Annotated in this window: 16 protein-coding genes; 14 read left to right on the top strand and 2 right to left on the bottom strand. The window is 49.6% G+C overall.

Going from position 1 to position 16,523, the window contains the following annotated elements; all coding sequences use genetic code 11:
• Positions 1-52: 52 nt before the first annotated feature.
• Positions 53-1,279, bottom strand: a complete 1,227-nt coding sequence (locus tag ACM67E_RS06885; RefSeq protein ID WP_416190728.1) for a uracil-xanthine permease family protein — start codon at positions 1,277-1,279, stop codon at positions 53-55.
• A 201-nt stretch (positions 1,280-1,480) separates the two neighbouring features.
• On the opposite strand from ACM67E_RS06885, the gene cmk reads away from it, so the two are divergent.
• From cmk to ispG, 9 genes are all read left to right on the top strand, one after another.
• Entirely contained in the window at positions 1,481-2,140 is a 660-nt protein-coding gene (cmk, locus tag ACM67E_RS06880) for a (d)CMP kinase (RefSeq protein ID WP_416190727.1), read from the top strand.
• Between the two features lie 214 nt (positions 2,141-2,354).
• Positions 2,355-4,037, top strand: coding sequence for a 30S ribosomal protein S1 (gene rpsA, locus ACM67E_RS06875; protein ID WP_416190726.1), 1,683 nt, complete (start codon positions 2,355-2,357; stop codon positions 4,035-4,037).
• Between the two features lie 11 nt (positions 4,038-4,048).
• Entirely contained in the window at positions 4,049-4,363 is a 315-nt protein-coding gene (locus ACM67E_RS06870) for an integration host factor subunit beta (protein WP_416190725.1), read from the top strand.
• Positions 4,364-4,515: 152 nt separating this feature from the next.
• Positions 4,516-5,664: a cell division protein ZapE gene (gene zapE, locus ACM67E_RS06865; RefSeq protein WP_416190724.1), complete on the top strand. Its 1,149-nt coding sequence runs from the start codon at positions 4,516-4,518 to the stop codon at positions 5,662-5,664.
• A gap of 111 nt (positions 5,665-5,775) precedes the next feature.
• The gene (gene ndk, locus ACM67E_RS06860) at positions 5,776-6,201 is read left to right on the top strand and encodes a nucleoside-diphosphate kinase (protein ID WP_416190723.1); all 426 of its coding nucleotides are present in this window, start codon (positions 5,776-5,778) and stop codon (positions 6,199-6,201) included.
• Between the two features lie 247 nt (positions 6,202-6,448).
• Positions 6,449-7,543: a 23S rRNA (adenine(2503)-C(2))-methyltransferase RlmN gene (gene rlmN, locus ACM67E_RS06855; protein ID WP_416190722.1), complete on the top strand. Its 1,095-nt coding sequence runs from the start codon at positions 6,449-6,451 to the stop codon at positions 7,541-7,543.
• A gap of 3 nt (positions 7,544-7,546) precedes the next feature.
• Positions 7,547-8,302: a type IV pilus biogenesis/stability protein PilW gene (gene pilW, locus ACM67E_RS06850; protein ID WP_416190721.1), complete on the top strand. Its 756-nt coding sequence runs from the start codon at positions 7,547-7,549 to the stop codon at positions 8,300-8,302.
• Position 8,303: 1 nt separating this feature from the next.
• On the top strand, positions 8,304-9,167 hold the full coding sequence (locus ACM67E_RS06845; protein WP_416190720.1) for a helix-turn-helix domain-containing protein: 864 nt from the start codon (positions 8,304-8,306) through the stop codon (positions 9,165-9,167).
• Positions 9,168-9,169: 2 nt separating this feature from the next.
• Positions 9,170-10,435, top strand: coding sequence for a flavodoxin-dependent (E)-4-hydroxy-3-methylbut-2-enyl-diphosphate synthase (gene ispG / locus ACM67E_RS06840; protein WP_416190719.1), 1,266 nt, complete (start codon positions 9,170-9,172; stop codon positions 10,433-10,435).
• 163 nt (positions 10,436-10,598) lie between these two features.
• Here ispG and ACM67E_RS06835 read toward each other — a convergent pair whose 3' ends face one another.
• Entirely contained in the window at positions 10,599-11,522 is a 924-nt protein-coding gene (locus ACM67E_RS06835; RefSeq protein WP_416190718.1) for a pseudouridine synthase, read from the bottom strand.
• 141 nt (positions 11,523-11,663) lie between these two features.
• Between ACM67E_RS06835 and hisS the strand changes: the two genes are divergently transcribed.
• From hisS to ACM67E_RS06810, 5 genes are all read left to right on the top strand, one after another.
• Positions 11,664-12,959, top strand: coding sequence for a histidine--tRNA ligase (gene hisS / locus ACM67E_RS06830; protein WP_416190717.1), 1,296 nt, complete (start codon positions 11,664-11,666; stop codon positions 12,957-12,959).
• Complete coding sequence (locus ACM67E_RS06825; protein ID WP_416190716.1) at positions 12,960-13,589, top strand: YfgM family protein; 630 nt, start codon at positions 12,960-12,962, stop codon at positions 13,587-13,589. It abuts the gene before it with no gap.
• A gap of 193 nt (positions 13,590-13,782) precedes the next feature.
• The gene (der, locus tag ACM67E_RS06820) at positions 13,783-15,252 is read left to right on the top strand and encodes a ribosome biogenesis GTPase Der (RefSeq protein ID WP_416190715.1); all 1,470 of its coding nucleotides are present in this window, start codon (positions 13,783-13,785) and stop codon (positions 15,250-15,252) included.
• A 224-nt stretch (positions 15,253-15,476) separates the two neighbouring features.
• On the top strand, positions 15,477-15,767 hold the full coding sequence (hfq, locus tag ACM67E_RS06815) for an RNA chaperone Hfq (protein WP_416190714.1): 291 nt from the start codon (positions 15,477-15,479) through the stop codon (positions 15,765-15,767).
• 178 nt (positions 15,768-15,945) lie between these two features.
• Positions 15,946-16,515 carry a class I SAM-dependent methyltransferase gene (locus ACM67E_RS06810; protein WP_416190713.1) on the top strand — a complete coding sequence of 190 codons (570 nt, stop codon included), beginning with the start codon at positions 15,946-15,948 and terminating at the stop codon, positions 16,513-16,515.
• Positions 16,516-16,523: the final 8 nt, after the last annotated feature.

The raw sequence follows: 16,523 nt of genomic DNA, 5'->3' as shown, positions 1-16,523 counted from the left end.
TGAAAGGCCGTCTGAAAATTGTTTTTCAGACGGCCTTTGATATGGGAAATATTTATTCGACAGGTGCGGAAGGTTCTTTCGGTGTCGGCAGAATCCAGTTCAGCAAAATCGCCAAAATCGCGCACAAACCCACGCCGGCAAAGCTTAATGTACCGAACTTGATGATCATGCCGCCGACGCCGGTCGTCAGAACCGAGCTGACGATGACCAGATTTTTCGGTTGCATCAAATCGACCTTGGCATCAATCAGCGTTTTCAAACCCAACGAAGCAATGGTGCCGAACAGCAGAATCATAATACCGCCCATGACCGGCAGAGGAATCGATGCCAAAAATGCGTTGAATTTGCCGAAAAACGCCATGCAGATGGCGAAAATCGCCGCCCATGTCATGATTTTCGGGTTGCTGTTTTTGGTAATCATCACCGCGCCGGTGACTTCGCCGTAAGTGGTGACGGGCGGGCCGCCGATTAAGCCGGCCACGCATACGCCCAAGCCGTCGCCCGCGAGCGTTTTGTCCAAGCCCGGGTCTTTGGCATAGTCTTTTCCGGTAACATTGCCGATGGCCATGATGCCGCCGATGTGTTCGATGGCAGGGGCAATGGCGACAGGCAGCATAAACAAAGCCGCCTGCCAGTTGACTTCGGGCGTTTCGAAGTGGGGAACGGCAAACCAAGGGGCTGCGGCAATCGGTGCCGTATCGACCAAGCCCATCGCCAGCGCAAGGATGTAACCTGAAGCGACACCGATAAGAATCGGCACCAGCTTCATCATTTTGCTGCCGAATACCGATACCACCACGGTTACGGCAAACGTAAAGCCGGCCAAAACCAATGAATCGCCGTATTCGATAACCTGTTTTCCGCCTGCCTGACCCATGGCCATCTGGCTGGCAGCGGCCGCCACCGACAAACCGATGACCATGATGACGGGGCCGATAACCACGGGCGGCAGTAATTTATGCACCGCTTCCAAACCGCGCCATTTAATGAGTGCCGCAAACACAAAATACATGAAGCCGGCGGCAAACAGGCCGAACATGGTTGAGGGTAAGCCCCATTCGCCGATAGAGTAGATAATCGGTGCGATAAAGGCAAACGAAGATCCTAAGAAAATCGGTACTTTGCGCTTGGTAAGCAGTTGGAATAATAAAGTGCCGATGCCTGCGCCGAGCAAGGCCATGGCCGGATTCAGGCCGGTAAGCAGGGGGACAAGCACCAGTGCGCCGAACGCGACGAATAAAATCTGCGCGCCGGAAATGGCAAGTTTAAGTTGCTGCATGTTAAGTTCCGTTATGTTTTTTAAACAGTCGGGCGCGATTATACGATGATTCGGTCGGTTTTTGTAATGCCTTTCTGCGCAAAGGCTGTCTGAAACCATGAATTTGACGTCGATATTGTTTATAATGGCTTCAATGGCCGAAGCGTATTTTCAGACGGCCTTTCCAGTTTTTAGACCATGCAGAAGCAAAAGAGAACGGATATGACGGAAAAACAAAAAGTTATTGCGATTGACGGGCCGAGTGCGTCGGGAAAAGGAACGGTTGCCTCGCGTGTGGCCGCCGCTTTGGGTTTTGATTACCTGGATTCGGGTGCGCTTTACCGTCTGACCGCGCTGTATGCCCAAAAGGAAAATACGGAGTGGACGGATGAAGCGGGTGTCGCCAAATTGGCGGAGAGCCTGCCGGCCGAGTTTTCCGGTCAAAAAGTTCTGCTGAACGGGGAAGACGTTTCCGAAGAAATCCGCACCGAAGCCATCGGAATGGGGGCTTCGGCAGTAGCTCAGTTGCCGCAGGTGCGCAACTCCTTATTGCAACGCCAGCGTGATTTTCTGACCGGCAAAGGCTTGGTTGCCGACGGTCGCGACATCGGCTCGGTCATTTTCCCCGATGCCGCGCTTAAAGTTTTTCTGACTGCCAGTGCGCAAGTGCGTGCCGAACGCCGCGCCGGACAAATCGGCCTGCCGTGCGAAGGCGTGGAATTCGACCGCATTTTGTCGGACATCGAAGCGCGTGACGAAGCCGACCGCCGCCGTGCCGTTGCACCGCTGCGGCAATTGCCCGATGCGCAGCTTTTGGATACCACTGAGCTGGGCATTGAAGAAAGTGTAAAAAAAGTGCTTGATTGGTATAGCAAAGTTTAAAAATTGCTGTATAATTCGCCTGTTTGTTTTCAGACGGCCTTTTCACCGTGAAAGGCCGTCTGAAAAATTATAACCGCTTAAAATAAAAGCGCATGATTGAAGATGGCGCGTTTTTATTTTAACCGGTTTGATTTTGACGCTTGCCGTGCCAAGGGCGGCAAGCGGTGTCCAACCTACCCCGCACCCCTTGGCGGTGTACCGAAAAGAGTTATTTATGTCTATGGAAAATTTTGCTCAGTTATTGGAAGAAAGCTTCACCCTGCAAGAGATGAATCCGGGCGAGGTGATTACTGCTGAAGTGGTGGGAATCGACCAAAACTTTGTGACTGTCAACGCAGGTTTGAAATCAGAGTCTCTGATTGACGTAGCTGAATTCAAAAACACTCAAGGCGAAATTGAAGTTAAAGTCGGCGATTTTGTCACCGTAACCATCGAATCTGTTGAAAACGGCTTCGGCGAAACCAAGCTGTCCCGCGAAAAAGCCAAACGCGCTGCCGATTGGATTGCTTTGGAAGAAGCAATGGACAACGGCGACATTCTGTCCGGCGTCATCAACGGCAAAGTCAAAGGCGGCCTGACCGTGATGATCAACAGCATCCGCGCATTCCTGCCGGGTTCTTTGGTTGACGTGCGCCCGGTTAAAGACACTTCGCACTTTGAAGGCAAAGAAATCGAATTCAAAGTTATCAAGCTGGACAAAAAACGCAACAACGTGGTGGTGTCCCGCCGTGCTGTTCTGGAAGCCACTTTGGGCGAAGAGCGCAAAGCCTTGCTGGAAAACCTGCAAGAAGGTTCGGTTGTCAAAGGTATCGTTAAGAATATCACCGATTACGGTGCGTTCGTTGACTTGGGCGGCATCGACGGTCTGCTGCACATCACCGACTTGGCATGGCGCCGCGTGAAACACCCGAGCGAGGTGTTGGAAGTCGGCCAAGAAGTTGAAGCCAAAGTATTGAAATTCGACCAAGACAAACAACGCGTTTCTCTGGGTATGAAACAGTTGGGCGAAGACCCGTGGAGCGGTCTGACCCGTCGTTACCCGCAAGGTACCCGCCTGTTCGGCAAAGTGTCTAACTTGACAGACTACGGTGCATTCGTTGAAATCGAACAAGGTATCGAAGGTTTGGTACACGTTTCCGAAATGGACTGGACCAACAAAAACGTACACCCGAGCAAAGTGGTTCAATTGGGTGACGAAGTAGAAGTCATGATCTTGGAAATCGATGAAGACCGTCGTCGTATCTCTTTGGGCATGAAACAGTGTCAGGCTAACCCATGGGAAGAGTTTGCTGTCAACCACAACAAAGGCGACAAATTGTCCGGTGCGGTTAAATCCATCACTGACTTCGGCGTATTCGTAGGCTTGCCCGGCGGCATCGACGGTTTGGTTCACTTGTCTGACTTGTCTTGGACTGAGTCCGGTGAAGAAGCGGTACGCAAATACAAAAAAGGCGAAGAAGTTGAAGCCGTCGTATTGGCCATTGATGTTGAGAAAGAACGTATCTCTCTGGGCATCAAACAACTGGAAGGCGACCCGTTCGGTAATTTCGTCAGCGTAAACGACAAAGGTGCTTTGGTTAAGGGTACCGTGAAGTCTGTTGACGCCAAAGGTGCGGTTGTTGCCTTGTCTGACGAAGTAGAGGCTTACCTGCCTGCAGCCGAATGGTCTAGCGAACGCGTAGAAGACTTGCGTAACGTTGTGAAAGAAGGCGATGAAGTTGAAGCCGTTATCGCGACTGTTGACCGCAAAAACCGCAGCATCCGCTTGTCTGTAAAAGCCAAAGATGCCAAAGAAAACCGCGAAGCTTTGAATTCGGTTAATTCTGCAGCGACTGCCAATGCAGGTACCACCAGCTTGGGTGACTTGCTGAAAGCCAAATTATCCGGTGAAGAATAAGGTTACAGACGATGACTAAGTCTGAATTAATGGTTCGTTTGGCAGAGGTTTTTGCCGAAAAAAACGGGACTCAATTGATGGCTAAAGACGTTGAGTACAGCGTAAAGGTTCTGGTGGATACCATGACCCGTTCGCTGGCTCGCGGCCAAAGGATTGAAATCCGTGGTTTCGGCAGCTTTGACTTGAACCACCGTCCTGCCCGTGTAGGCCGTAATCCTAAGACCGGCGAGCGTGTGGAAGTGCCTGAAAAGCATGTTCCTCATTTCAAACCGGGTAAGGAGTTGCGCGAACGTGTGGACTTGGCTCTGCAAGAGAGCGCCAATTAAAAACTGAGTAAGCAAACGCCGCAGAAATGCGGCGTTTTTTCTTATAAATTCAAGAAATAAATAAGTTTCATACCGGAAATGCTTTGAGGCCGTCTGAAATCATTTATAATGGCTGCCATTCAGTTGAAATCAATAAATAATAAGGCCAGTTGATGAGTGATAGAGAAAATCTGTTTGTTCCGCCGAGTTTTGAAAACCACAGCCCGCTGACTTGGTATCAGGCTGCGGCCCAACAACCCAATTTTATCCGTGATGAGGCTCAAGCCGTTGCTATTGAACATTTAGACCGTTTGTGGACTGAATTAATGATGTTCAAACGAAAACGCAACCGCTTTTTAGGGCGCAGTTTGCGTTCGCCGCAAGTGCCTAAAGGGCTGTATTTTTATGGCGGTGTCGGTCGCGGTAAAAGTTTTCTAATGGATGCTTTTTTCGGCTGCCTGCCTTATAAGCGCAAGCGTCGTGTTCACTTTCATGCTTTTATGGCAGAAATCCATCAGCGCTTGAAAGGTTTAAAAAGCGAGGCCAATCCGCTCAAGGCTGTTGCTGCCGAAATTTCCCAAGAAACGCGTGTATTGTGTTTCGATGAATTCCACGTCAGCGACATTGCTGATGCCATGATTCTCGGACGCTTATTGGAAAACCTGTTGAACGAAGGTGTGGTGTTGGTAGCAACTTCCAACTATGCGCCGTCTGAGCTGTATCCGCAAGGACAAAACCGCAGCAGTTTTTTACCGACTATTGCTTTGATTGAATCCAGTTTGACGGTTTTAAACGTAGATGGCGGCGAAGATTACCGCTTGCGTACTTTAAAACCTGCCGAAATTTTCTTTGTACCGAGCAATGAAGAAAATGAAAACAAACTGGCCGGATTGTTTAAAGAGATGGCGCATACATCGGAATTGAATCCTGGTGTCAGTATTATTCACGGTCGTGAAATTCCACATAAAGCCAAATCCGATAAGGCAATTTGGTTTGATTTCCGTGCTTTGTGTTTTGGCCCCCGCTCACAGGCGGATTATCTGCATTTGGCAGAGCATTACGAAATCGTATTTGTGTCCGGCTTGGAGCGTTTAACGCCTCAGGAGAAAGCCGAAGCCCGCCGCCTGACTTGGCTGATTGACGTTTTGTATGATTTCCGTGTAAAGCTGTGCGCCACCAGCGCGGTGGATGTCAACGATATTTATGTCGAAGGCGATTTTGCTGCTGAATTTACCCGTACCGCCAGCCGTATGGTGGAGATGCAGTCTGAAGTTTATTTGGCGCAGCCGCATTTGACATTGGGTAAGAAAAAACATGCCTGACTTTTAACGGCAAGGAGGCTTTTTACCAAAAACAAATGAAGTTTGGTAAAATAAAAACTTGTCGAATTTTGAAAACAATATTGCAAAATGCAATAAATTTAAGGATCTTATATGGCTATCGAACGCACCATCTCTATCGTAAAACCTGATGCCGTAGGTAAAAACGTTATCGGTAAAATTTATGACCGTTTTGAAAGCAACGGCTTGAAAATCGTTGCCGCGAAAATGAAACATCTTACCCAAGCCGAAGCCGAAGGCTTCTATGCCGTACACAAAGAACGCCCGTTCTTCGCCGATTTGGTTAAATTCATGACCAGCGGTCCTGTGATGATCCAAGTATTGGAAGGGGAAAACGCCGTGGCGAAAAACCGCGAACTGATGGGTGCGACGAACCCTAAAGAGGCTGCGGCCGGTACCATCCGCGCTGATTTTGCCGATTCTATCGATGCCAATGCGGTACACGGCTCCGACAGCTTGGAAAATGCAGCCATCGAAATCGCTTACTTTTTTGACAACAGCGAAATCTGCCCACGTTGATTGACGTATTGCCGATTTGTTTGAGGCCGTCTGAATGATTTTTCCGAAAACCATTTGTACTCGGGAAAAACAGGCAGACGGCTACAGGACTTTGTCGGATACATTTTCAGACGGCCTTTTAATTGGCTGCAAGCCGTCAAGCAGGCCGTCTGAAAATAAATGATTCATAAAAAGCGTTTAAATTAAAGCTGTATCTTGCCCTAACATACAATTTTAATTTAACAGCTTCTCGTAGTTTTAAGAATATATGAAAACCAACCTACTGAATTTTGATTTAAAAGGGCTCACCGAACACTTCGCTGCGATGGGAGAGAAGCCGTTCCGAGCCAAGCAGGTTATGCGCTGGATTCACCAATCGGGGGCATCCGACTTTGATGAAATGACCGATTTGGCCAAATCATTGCGCCAAAAATTGAATGAACAAGCCACAGTAGGCATACCGCAATTGATGACCGCCCAAGAGTCTGCCGACGGTACGCGTAAATGGCTGCTGGATGTCGGCACCGGTAACGGCGTGGAAACGGTGTTTATCCCGGAAGCGGAGCGCGGTACCTTGTGTATTTCCTCGCAGGTCGGTTGCGCGTTGGAATGTACATTTTGTTCTACCGGCCGGCAGGGCTTCAACCGTAATCTGACTGCAGCCGAAATTATCGGTCAACTGTGGTGGGCCAACAAAGCCATGGGGGTGACGCCGAAAAACGAACGCGTGATTTCCAATGTGGTGATGATGGGTATGGGCGAACCGATGGCCAACTTTGATAACGTAGTCACAGCTTTAAGCATTATGCTCGATGACCACGGCTATGGGCTGAGCCGCCGCCGCGTAACGGTTTCGACATCGGGGATGGTGCCGCAGATGGACCGTCTGCGCGATGCCATGCCGGTGGCTTTGGCGGTGTCGCTTCATGCGTCTAATGATGCTGTGCGCGATGAGATTGTGCCGTTGAATAAAAAATATCCGCTGAAAGAATTGATGGCTGCATGTCAGCGTTATTTGGTAAAAGCTCCGCGTGATTTTATTACTTTTGAGTATGTCATGCTGGACGGAGTAAACGACAAACCGCAACACGCGCGAGAATTGATTGAACTGGTAAAAGATGTGCCGTGTAAATTCAATCTGATTCCGTTTAATCCTTTCCCGAATTCCGGTTACGAGCGTTCTTCTAATGAAAATATCCGTGTGTTCCGCGATATTCTGCAACAGGCCGGACATGTCGTGACGGTACGTAAAACCCGTGGGGACGACATCGATGCGGCTTGCGGCCAACTGGCGGGGCAGGTACAGGATAAAACCAAGCGTCAGCAGAAATGGCAGCAGATTTTGGTTGAGCAACAGGGATAAGCCATGAAACTAAATATTTTACCGTCTTTGATTTTAACCTTAGCATTGGCGGCATGTGCCGGTTCGTCAGGTCCAAGCCCGCGCGAGCGTGCGGAACAGGTTTCCAATATCAAAACCCAATTGGCTTTGGAATATATGCGGGTTCAGGACTACCGTCAGGCTACGCAGGCCATTGAAGATGCACTGGATTCCAATGCCAAAAACGAAGTGGCCTGGTTGGTGCGTGCGCAGATTTACCAATATTTGAAAGTGCAGGACAAGGCGCAAGAAAGCTTTTTGAAAGCCTTGTCTTTGAAGCCGGAAAGTGCCGAAATCAACAACAACTACGGTTGGTTTGTGTGCAGCCAGATGAATAATCCCGCTGAATCGATTCAATATTTCGATAAGGCTTTATCTGACCCGACTTATCCCAGTCCGTATGTGGCAAATTTGAACAAAGGCATCTGCAGCACTAAGATGGGACAGTTTTCATTGGCAGAAGCCTATCTGGAGCGTGCTTTGGCGGCTTCTCCCCAGTTTCCTCCCGCATTCAAAGAGCTGGCGCGTACCAAAATGCTGGCAGGCAGTCTGAACGATGCGGATTATTACTTCCGCCAATACCAAAGTAAGGTCGATGTATTGCAGGCAGACGATTTACTGTTGGGGTGGCGTTTGTCCAATGCTCTGGGCAATACCCAGGCGGCGTATGAGTATGAGGCTCAATTAAGAGCCAATTTCCCTTATTCGGAAGAATTACAGGCAGTGACGACAGGTCGATAATATGGAAAACCAACAACAAACAGCACACAACATCGAAGCGGCAAGAGCATTGGGCAGCGAATTGCGCCAATTGCGCGAGAAGCAGGGAATGGACATCAATACAATCGCAGGCCGTCTGAAATTATCGGTCGAGCAGATTGAGGATTTGGAAAAAGGCGATTATTCCAGCTTTTCCGGCCTGGTTTTTGCTACCGGTTTTCTGCGTTCATATGCCCGTCTGTTAAAAATGGATGAGCAGGAAATCTCAGGCCGTCTGAAAAACGTTGTGCCGCAGACAACCGATCATGTTTATGCCGTAAAACGCGATAAAGATGAAGGTTTTAATTACCAAAGCGTAGAAAAAAACGGGTTTCCGAAATGGATTTTAGGTGTCGCCGCATTAGTTTTAATTACCGGCGGTATTTATGCTTGGCAGAATAAATCCAATTTGGAAAACACCCAGCAGCACACACAAGACAGCAGTGCCGTGCAAAACAGTCTGCAAGCACCGGCCTTGAAAGCCAGCAACGTCGAAGTGTCGAAAATGACCGAGCAAAACACACAAGTGATTGCGGCGGCCTCGGCAGCTTCGGATGTTGCCGCCTCAGCCGCTTCTGAGCCGAAAATCGAAGTGGCTGCCGATGAATTATGGGTAAAAGTGCAATACCGCAGCAATCTGATTATCCATGACAAAGACCGGAAAATGGTATTCAGCAATATCATTCCGGCAGGCAGCGAGCGCCGTTTCAAAGGCGGGGCGCCTTATGAGGTTTGGATCGGTATTGCCGCTGGTGCCGAAGCCAATTACGGCGGCACGGTGATTCGCCCGATTGAGCACCGGGCACCGGGCAAACAGTCTGCCACCTTTATCGCAGGAAAACAATAAACATGAATACACTCAAACGCCGCCAAACACATCAAGTGCAGATTGACCATGTCACCGTCGGCTCGAGTGCGCCGGTGGTGGTGCAGTCCATGACCAATACCGATACCGCCGATGCGGAAGGCACCGCTTTGCAAATCAAAGAGCTGAGTGATGCCGGTTCGGAAATGGTACGGATTACCGTCAATAGCCCGGAAGCCGCTTCAAAGGTGGCCGAAATCCGCCAACGCTTAGACGACATGGGCTACAACACGCCATTGGTCGGCGATTTCCATTTCAACGGCGAACGCCTGTTGGCCGAATATCCCGAGTGCGGCAAAGCTTTGTCGAAGTACCGCATCAACCCGGGAAATGTAGGCAAGGGTGCAAAGGGGGATGAGAAATTTGCCTATATGATTCGTACGGCTGCGGAAAACAACAAAGCCGTGCGCATCGGCGTGAACTGGGGGTCGTTGGATCAGAGTCTGGCCAAGCGGATGATGGATGCCAACATGGCTTCTGCCTCGCCGCGTCCGCCTGAAGAAGTGATGAAAGAAGCATTGATTGTTTCCGCCTTGGAATCAGCGCAAAAAGCGGTGGATTTGGGTTTGCCTGAAGACAAAATCATTCTGTCGTGCAAAGTCAGCGCGGTACAGGATTTGATCCAAGTGTACCGTGAGTTGGGCAGCCGCTGTCAATATCCGCTGCATTTGGGTCTGACCGAGGCAGGTATGGGCAGCAAAGGCATCGTGGCATCGACGGCGGCTCTGGCCGTATTGCTGCAGGAAGGCATTGGCGACACCATCCGCATTTCCCTGACACCGGAGCCGGGCAGTTCGCGCACGCAGGAAGTGATTGTCGGGCAGGAAATTCTGCAAACCATGGGCTTGCGTTCGTTTACACCGATGGTAACCGCTTGTCCGGGCTGCGGTCGGACGACCAGCACGGTATTCCAAGAATTGGCGCAAGACGTGCAGAATTATCTGCGCCAAAAAATGAACGTATGGCGGACGGTTTACCCGGGGGTGGAGTCATTAAACGTAGCCGTTATGGGCTGTGTCGTAAACGGGCCGGGTGAGAGCAAGCTGGCCGACATCGGCATCAGCCTGCCGGGAACGGGAGAAACACCGGTTGCGCCGGTATATGTCGATGGCGAGCGCAAAGTGACTTTGAAAGGCGATAACATTGCCCAAGAGTTTTTGGCGATTGTCGAGGAATATGTGAAAGAGAATTACCGTGAAGGCGGCGCAAAACGTGTCCAACCGCGCGTGATTCCGATTAAAAACGCATAATATCCATATTAAAGGCCGTCTGAAAATACATGATTTTCAGACGGCCTTTTGTTTTGTATAGTCGTTTGAATAACAATAATACAGCGTTGCCAGCTTCCTTATGATGTACTAGGTGTACACGGCGGTCGCTGCCGCCTTGTCTTGTTTCTATTTCAAACGACTATCAAAGCTGTTGCCCGCTTTCAAATTTTCGAATGTGTCCGTTTATCGGATCGGTAAATTCGATGCTTTTCGCCAATAACTGCAAGGGCTTTTCATAATCTTCATCTCCGACGGCAAGCGGGGTCGGATAAAGCGCATCGTTCATTAGCGGCATGCCTAAATTCATCATGTGCACACGGAGCTGGTGTTTTTTACCGGTCAACGGATAAAGGCGGTAAAGGCTGTTTTCACCGCGGTTTTCAATCAATTCGACGACAGTAAAGGCATTCGGTTCGCCGGCAGCTTCTTGCGTCAGGTAGAATTTCTCACCGCGCACCAAGCGTGATTCCACCGAATGGGGATAAACCAAATCCGTGCGCGTAGGCGCAACGGCTTCGTAGGTTTTGCGTACCGTTTTGTCTTGGAACATGGTTTGGTAATCGCGGCGGCTGGCCGGATTGTGCGACAGCAGCATCACGCCGGCGGTGTCTTTATCTAAACGGTGAATCGGGGTGATGTGTTCTACATTTAAGTGTTGAAGTTCGGGACGAAGACGTAAGCGGGTAAGTAGAGTTTCGCGCAAAAAACGGCCGCTCGGAATGACAGGCAGAAAATGCGGTTTGTCGACCACAATTAAATGTTCGTCGATATGCAGGATTTTCTCGTCAAACGGAATGCGCGGTTCGTCTTCACGGTTGATTTCACGATAATAATAAACGGTTTGTCCGGGTTGAAACGGAGTATCCGCATTCAAAGCCATGCCGTCTGAACCGACCACAAATCCGCTGTCCAGCCGTTTGCGCCAATGGCTTTCATCGACAAACGGAAAACGGACACATAAAAAGTACAGAAGCGGCAAGCCGTAAAACGATTTGTCGTGCGGGAGTACCAAATAACTGGGCTTTACGCCGTCAAGCAGAGGCAGAGGGGTTGTGCGCGTGTTCATCCGGATATTTTACCCGAACCCTTATCGGCATTGAAACAGTTTTCAGACGGCCTTAAAGCATGAAAAACGCCGTCTGAAAACACAGTCATTTAAAAATAAGCTATAATTGCCGACTGTTTGATTCCAGCATTCCGATTTGAAATGGCACAAAAAATCCAATCGGTAAAAGGCATGAACGACCTTTTGCCTGTCGAACAAAAAGATTTCAAGCTGACCGCCGCATTTTGGCAGGCCTTCGAAGATACGGTCAGCCAATGGGCGCGTGCCTACGGTTATCAGCAAATCCGCACGCCGATTTTGGAACAGACCGGTCTGTTTGTGCGTTCCATCGGCGAAGAGACCGATGTGGTCGGCAAGGAAATGTATACCTTTTCCGATTCCAACGATTCACTCAGCCTGAGCCTGCGTCCGGAGGGTACGGCATCATGCCTGCGTGCGGTGGTGGAGCATAACCTGCTGTATAACAGCCCGCAGAAATTATGGTATATGGGACCGATGTTTCGTCGGGAGCGTCCGCAAAAAGGCCGCTACCGCCAGTTCCACCAAGTGGGTATTGAGGCGTTGGGTTTCGAAGGGCCGGACATCGATGCCGAAATTATTGCCATGTCGGCGGATTTGTGGAAGAAGCTGGGCATCAGCGATTATCTGACGCTGGAAATCAACAGCTTGGGCAATCGTGAGGAACGTGCCGCACACCGTGCCGCGTTGGTGGCTTATCTGACCGGATACGAAGACAAATTGGACGAAGACAGCAAACGCCGTCTGAAAACCAATCCGCTGCGTGTGCTTGACACCAAAAATCCCGAATTGCAGGAAATTTGTAATGCCGCGCCTCGTTTGGTAGATTATCTGGGCGAAGAATCACGTGCCCATTACAGCGGTTTCAAAGCCATGTTGGACGGTTTGGACATTCCATATACCGAAAATCCGCGATTGGTGCGCGGTTTGGATTACTATAATCAAACCGTGTTTGAATGGACGACCGAGAAACTCGGTGCACAGGCCACCGTATGCGGCGGCGGCCGCTACGACGGTTTGATTGAGGAATTGGGCGGCAAGCCGGCTGCTTCGATCGGTTTTGCGATGGGCATCGAGCGGCTGCTGTTATTGGTGCGCGAATACGGTTCGCTGCAGGCGCACGCGGCTCCGGATGTGTACGCGATGCATCAAGGCGAGGGAGCAGCTTTGCAGGTGATGCGGTATGCGCAGGCCTTGCGTGTCGAAGGATTTAATGTTTTGCAGCATTCGGGTTATCAAAGCCTGAAAGCGCAAATGAAAAAAGCCGACGGCAGCGGCGCACATTTTGCTCTGATTGTGGCGCAAGACGAATTGGCCGAAGGCAAAGTCACGCTGAAAGACATGCAGGGCGAAAAAGGCCAAATTACGGTAGCCGCAGCCGATTTAATCAATACTTTACAACAATGGAAGAATGCATAAATGGCAGCTCATTTGGAAGAACAACAAGAGTTAGACAATTTCAAATACTTTTGGAAAAGTACCGGCCGTTGGCTGTTCGCCCTGCTGATTTTGGCTGCATTGGGCTACTTGGGCTATACCATGTATCAAAGCCATTTGGTGAAAAAAAGCCAAGAAGCGGCGGGTGTGTTGGCGCAATTGGTTGAAAAAGCGCAAAACAAAGGCGATGCCAAAGCGATTAACGCCGATTTGCAAAACCTTCAGCAAAATTTTGCCGAAACCATTCCTGCCGCACAGGCTACGCTGATGGTGGCTGCCACAGAATTTGATGCCGGCCGTTACGATGTGGCGGCAGGCCATCTGAACTGGGTATTGAAAAACCAAAAAGAGCCGTTGGTTCAAGCACTTGCGGCGCAGCGTTTGGCCGTAGTGAAGTTGCAGCAGAAAAAATACGATGAAGCTTTGGTCGCGTTGGATACCAAAGTCGATGCCGATTACGAAGCTTTGCTGCTGGAAACCAAAGGCGATGTTTTTGTTGCGCAAAACAAAGCCAAAGAGGCTGCCGAAAGTTATGCTCAGGCATTGGCAAAATTACCGAAAGATTCGGTTGGCCGCGAATTGGTTCAAATGAAATTGGATTCGCAAAAATAAGGCCGTCTGAAACCGTATCGATGGAATACGGTTGACCCGTTGCAGCATGAGTTTTGAGTTTCTCAAACTGATGGTGCAGATTGAAGATTGAGACAGAAGGCTTGCCGGTATGGTATCCGGCAAGCCCTTATCTGTTTTTCAGACGGCCCGCGAAATGCCGACAGGCCGTCTGAAAACATAAGAAAGTGAAAGAATGAAACCGACCATTGCATTGGTGGGACGGCCGAATGTCGGCAAATCCACCTTATTCAACCGATTGACGCGAACCAAAGATGCACTGGTTCACGATTTGCCGGGTTTAACGCGCGACCGTCATTACGGCCACGGTAAAGTCGGCAGCAAGCCTTATCTGGTCATTGATACCGGAGGTTTCGAGCCGGTAGTCGACAGCGGAATTCTGCATGAAATGGCGCGCCAAACTTTACAGGCGGTGGACGAAGCCGATACGGTGGTGTTTTTGGTTGATGCGCGTACCGGGCTGACTCCGCAAGACAAAATCATTGCCGACCGCCTGCGCCAAAGCACGCGTCCGGTTTATCTGGCCGTAAACAAAGGCGAGGGCGGGAACCGGGCGGTGCTGTCTGCCGAGTTTTACGAATTAGCTTTGGGCGAACCTTATGTAATTTCAGGTGCGCACGGCGACGGTGTATATTATCTGATTGAAGATATTCTGGCAGAGTTTCCCGAACCGGAAGAAGAGGAAGAAACCGCCAAGCATCCTGTTTTTGCGGTAATCGGCCGCCCGAATGTCGGCAAATCGACTTTGGTCAATGCTATTTTGGGGGAAGAGCGGGTTATTGCATTCGATATGGCCGGCACTACGCGGGACAGTATCCACATTGATTTTGAGCGGGAAGGTAAGCCGTTTACCATTATCGATACGGCAGGCGTACGCCGTCGCGGTAAAGTTGAAGAGGCGGTGGAAAAATTTTCGGTCATCAAGGCGATGCAGGCGGTGGAAGCGGCAAATGTGGCGGTGTTGGTATTGGATGCGCAACAAGACATTGCCGACCAAGATGCCACGATTGCCGGTTTTGCACTGGAAGCGGGGCGCGCGTTGGTGGTGGCGGTGAACAAATGGGACGGCATCAGCGAAGAGCGTCGCGAGCAAGTCAAGCGCGACATCAACCGTAAGCTGTATTTCCTCGATTTTGCCAAATTCCATTTTATTTCCGCCTTAAAAGAACGCGGCATCGACGGTTTGTTCGACAGCATTCAAGCGGCTTATGATGCAGCGATGATCAACATGCCGACACCGAAAATTACCCGTGTGCTTCAGGCGGCCATCGAGCGCCAACAGCCGCCGCGTTCAGGTTTGACCCGTCCGAAAATGCGTTATGCTCACCAGGGCGGCATGAATCCGCCGGTAATTGTGGTACACGGCAATTCTCTGCACGCCATTCCCGACAGCTATACGCGCTATTTGACCCAGACTTTCCGTAAAGCCTTTAATTTGCAAGGTACGCCGTTGCGGATTCAATATAATGTTTCGGAAAATCCTTACGAAGAAAAAGAGGATAAGCCGAAGAAAAAACCGTTGCGCCGTGCGGCTTACAGCAACCGTATTGCCAAGCGTGAAGAGCGAAAAAATGAAAAAGTACGCAACAGCGGCGGTAAAGCCAAAAAACGCCAAGTCAGCGTCAAAAAACAGCATTCAAAATGATTGAAAAATTTTCGGATGCAGCAGGCCGATTATTTATTGTGACAATAATTTTGCTCAGTTGAGAAAATCAGGTAAAACATTGCAAGACTTGATGGGCTTTTATGGTTAAAAAGTTTGCATATTCTTACCGAAAATCGTTGGTAAAGGTGTGCATTCAAGGCTACAATTACCCCTGAAGCAATTTTCCTGCTTTCCTCAAAATCATAATAACGGAGTTTAAGAATATGACAGCTAAAGGACAAATGTTACAAGATCCTTTTTTGAATGCGTTGCGTAAAGAGCATGTACCGGTTTCGATCTACTTGGTCAACGGCATCAAATTGCAAGGCCAGGTGGAGTCATTCGACCAATATGTTGTTTTGCTGCGTAACACATCGGTAACCCAGATGGTTTACAAACATGCGATTTCAACCATTGTTCCGGCTCGCGCGGTAAGCCTGCAGCATGAAAACAAACCTGCTGCCCAACCGCAAGCAACTGCGCCGGTGCAGGTGGAAACACAATCAGCAGAATAACTCAGGTTATTTTTTTCAATACCTTACCGTTTGTTGGCGGTAAGGTATTTTTATTTTCAGACGGCCTGTGAAGCATGGCGGATAATTTTTGAAATAAAATATAAGTAACGCAGTAGAAAGTCTATGGTAAATTGATGCTGTTTTATTTCAATGTAAGCCGTGATACAAGGAATAATAAATGCCCATCTTAAATATCTTACCGTTTGTCCATCAAATGTTAGGTAATCATTTGAAAAACGGAGATACTGCATTGGACGGTACGGCCGGAAACGGTTGTGATACGGTGTTTTTGGCCGATGCGGTGGGCGAAAAAGGAAAAGTTTGGGCGTTTGATATACAGCATCAGGCTATTGAGCAGACCAAAGTAAGGCTGGAGTCTGAAAATCTGTTAAATCGTGTGCAACTGGTTCACGACGGCCACCAGCACATCAATCATTACATCCGACAGGGATTGGATGCTGCGGTATTCAATTTCGGCTGGCTTCCCGGCGGCGACAAAAGCATTACGACATCCTCGGAAAGCAGCCTTGATGCTTTGAATGCCGTCTTGGCGCTTTTGAATCCCGGCGGCATCGCGGTGGCAGTGCTTTATCCGGGACATGATGCGGGTCGAGTGGAGGCGCGCGCAATCGAATCATGGGCGGAAGGCTTGCCGCAGCAAGAATTTGCAGTATTGAAATACTGCTTCGTCAACCGTCAGAACCATCCGCCATATGTGCTGGCGATAGAAAAGTTACGTCGAAAATGAATGTTTAA

Origin of the sequence: Neisseria sp. CCUG12390 (assembly GCF_047837985.1) — a bacterium.
Classification (GTDB): domain Bacteria; phylum Pseudomonadota; class Gammaproteobacteria; order Burkholderiales; family Neisseriaceae; genus Neisseria.
This window is presented reverse-complemented; position numbering and strand designations above follow the sequence as displayed.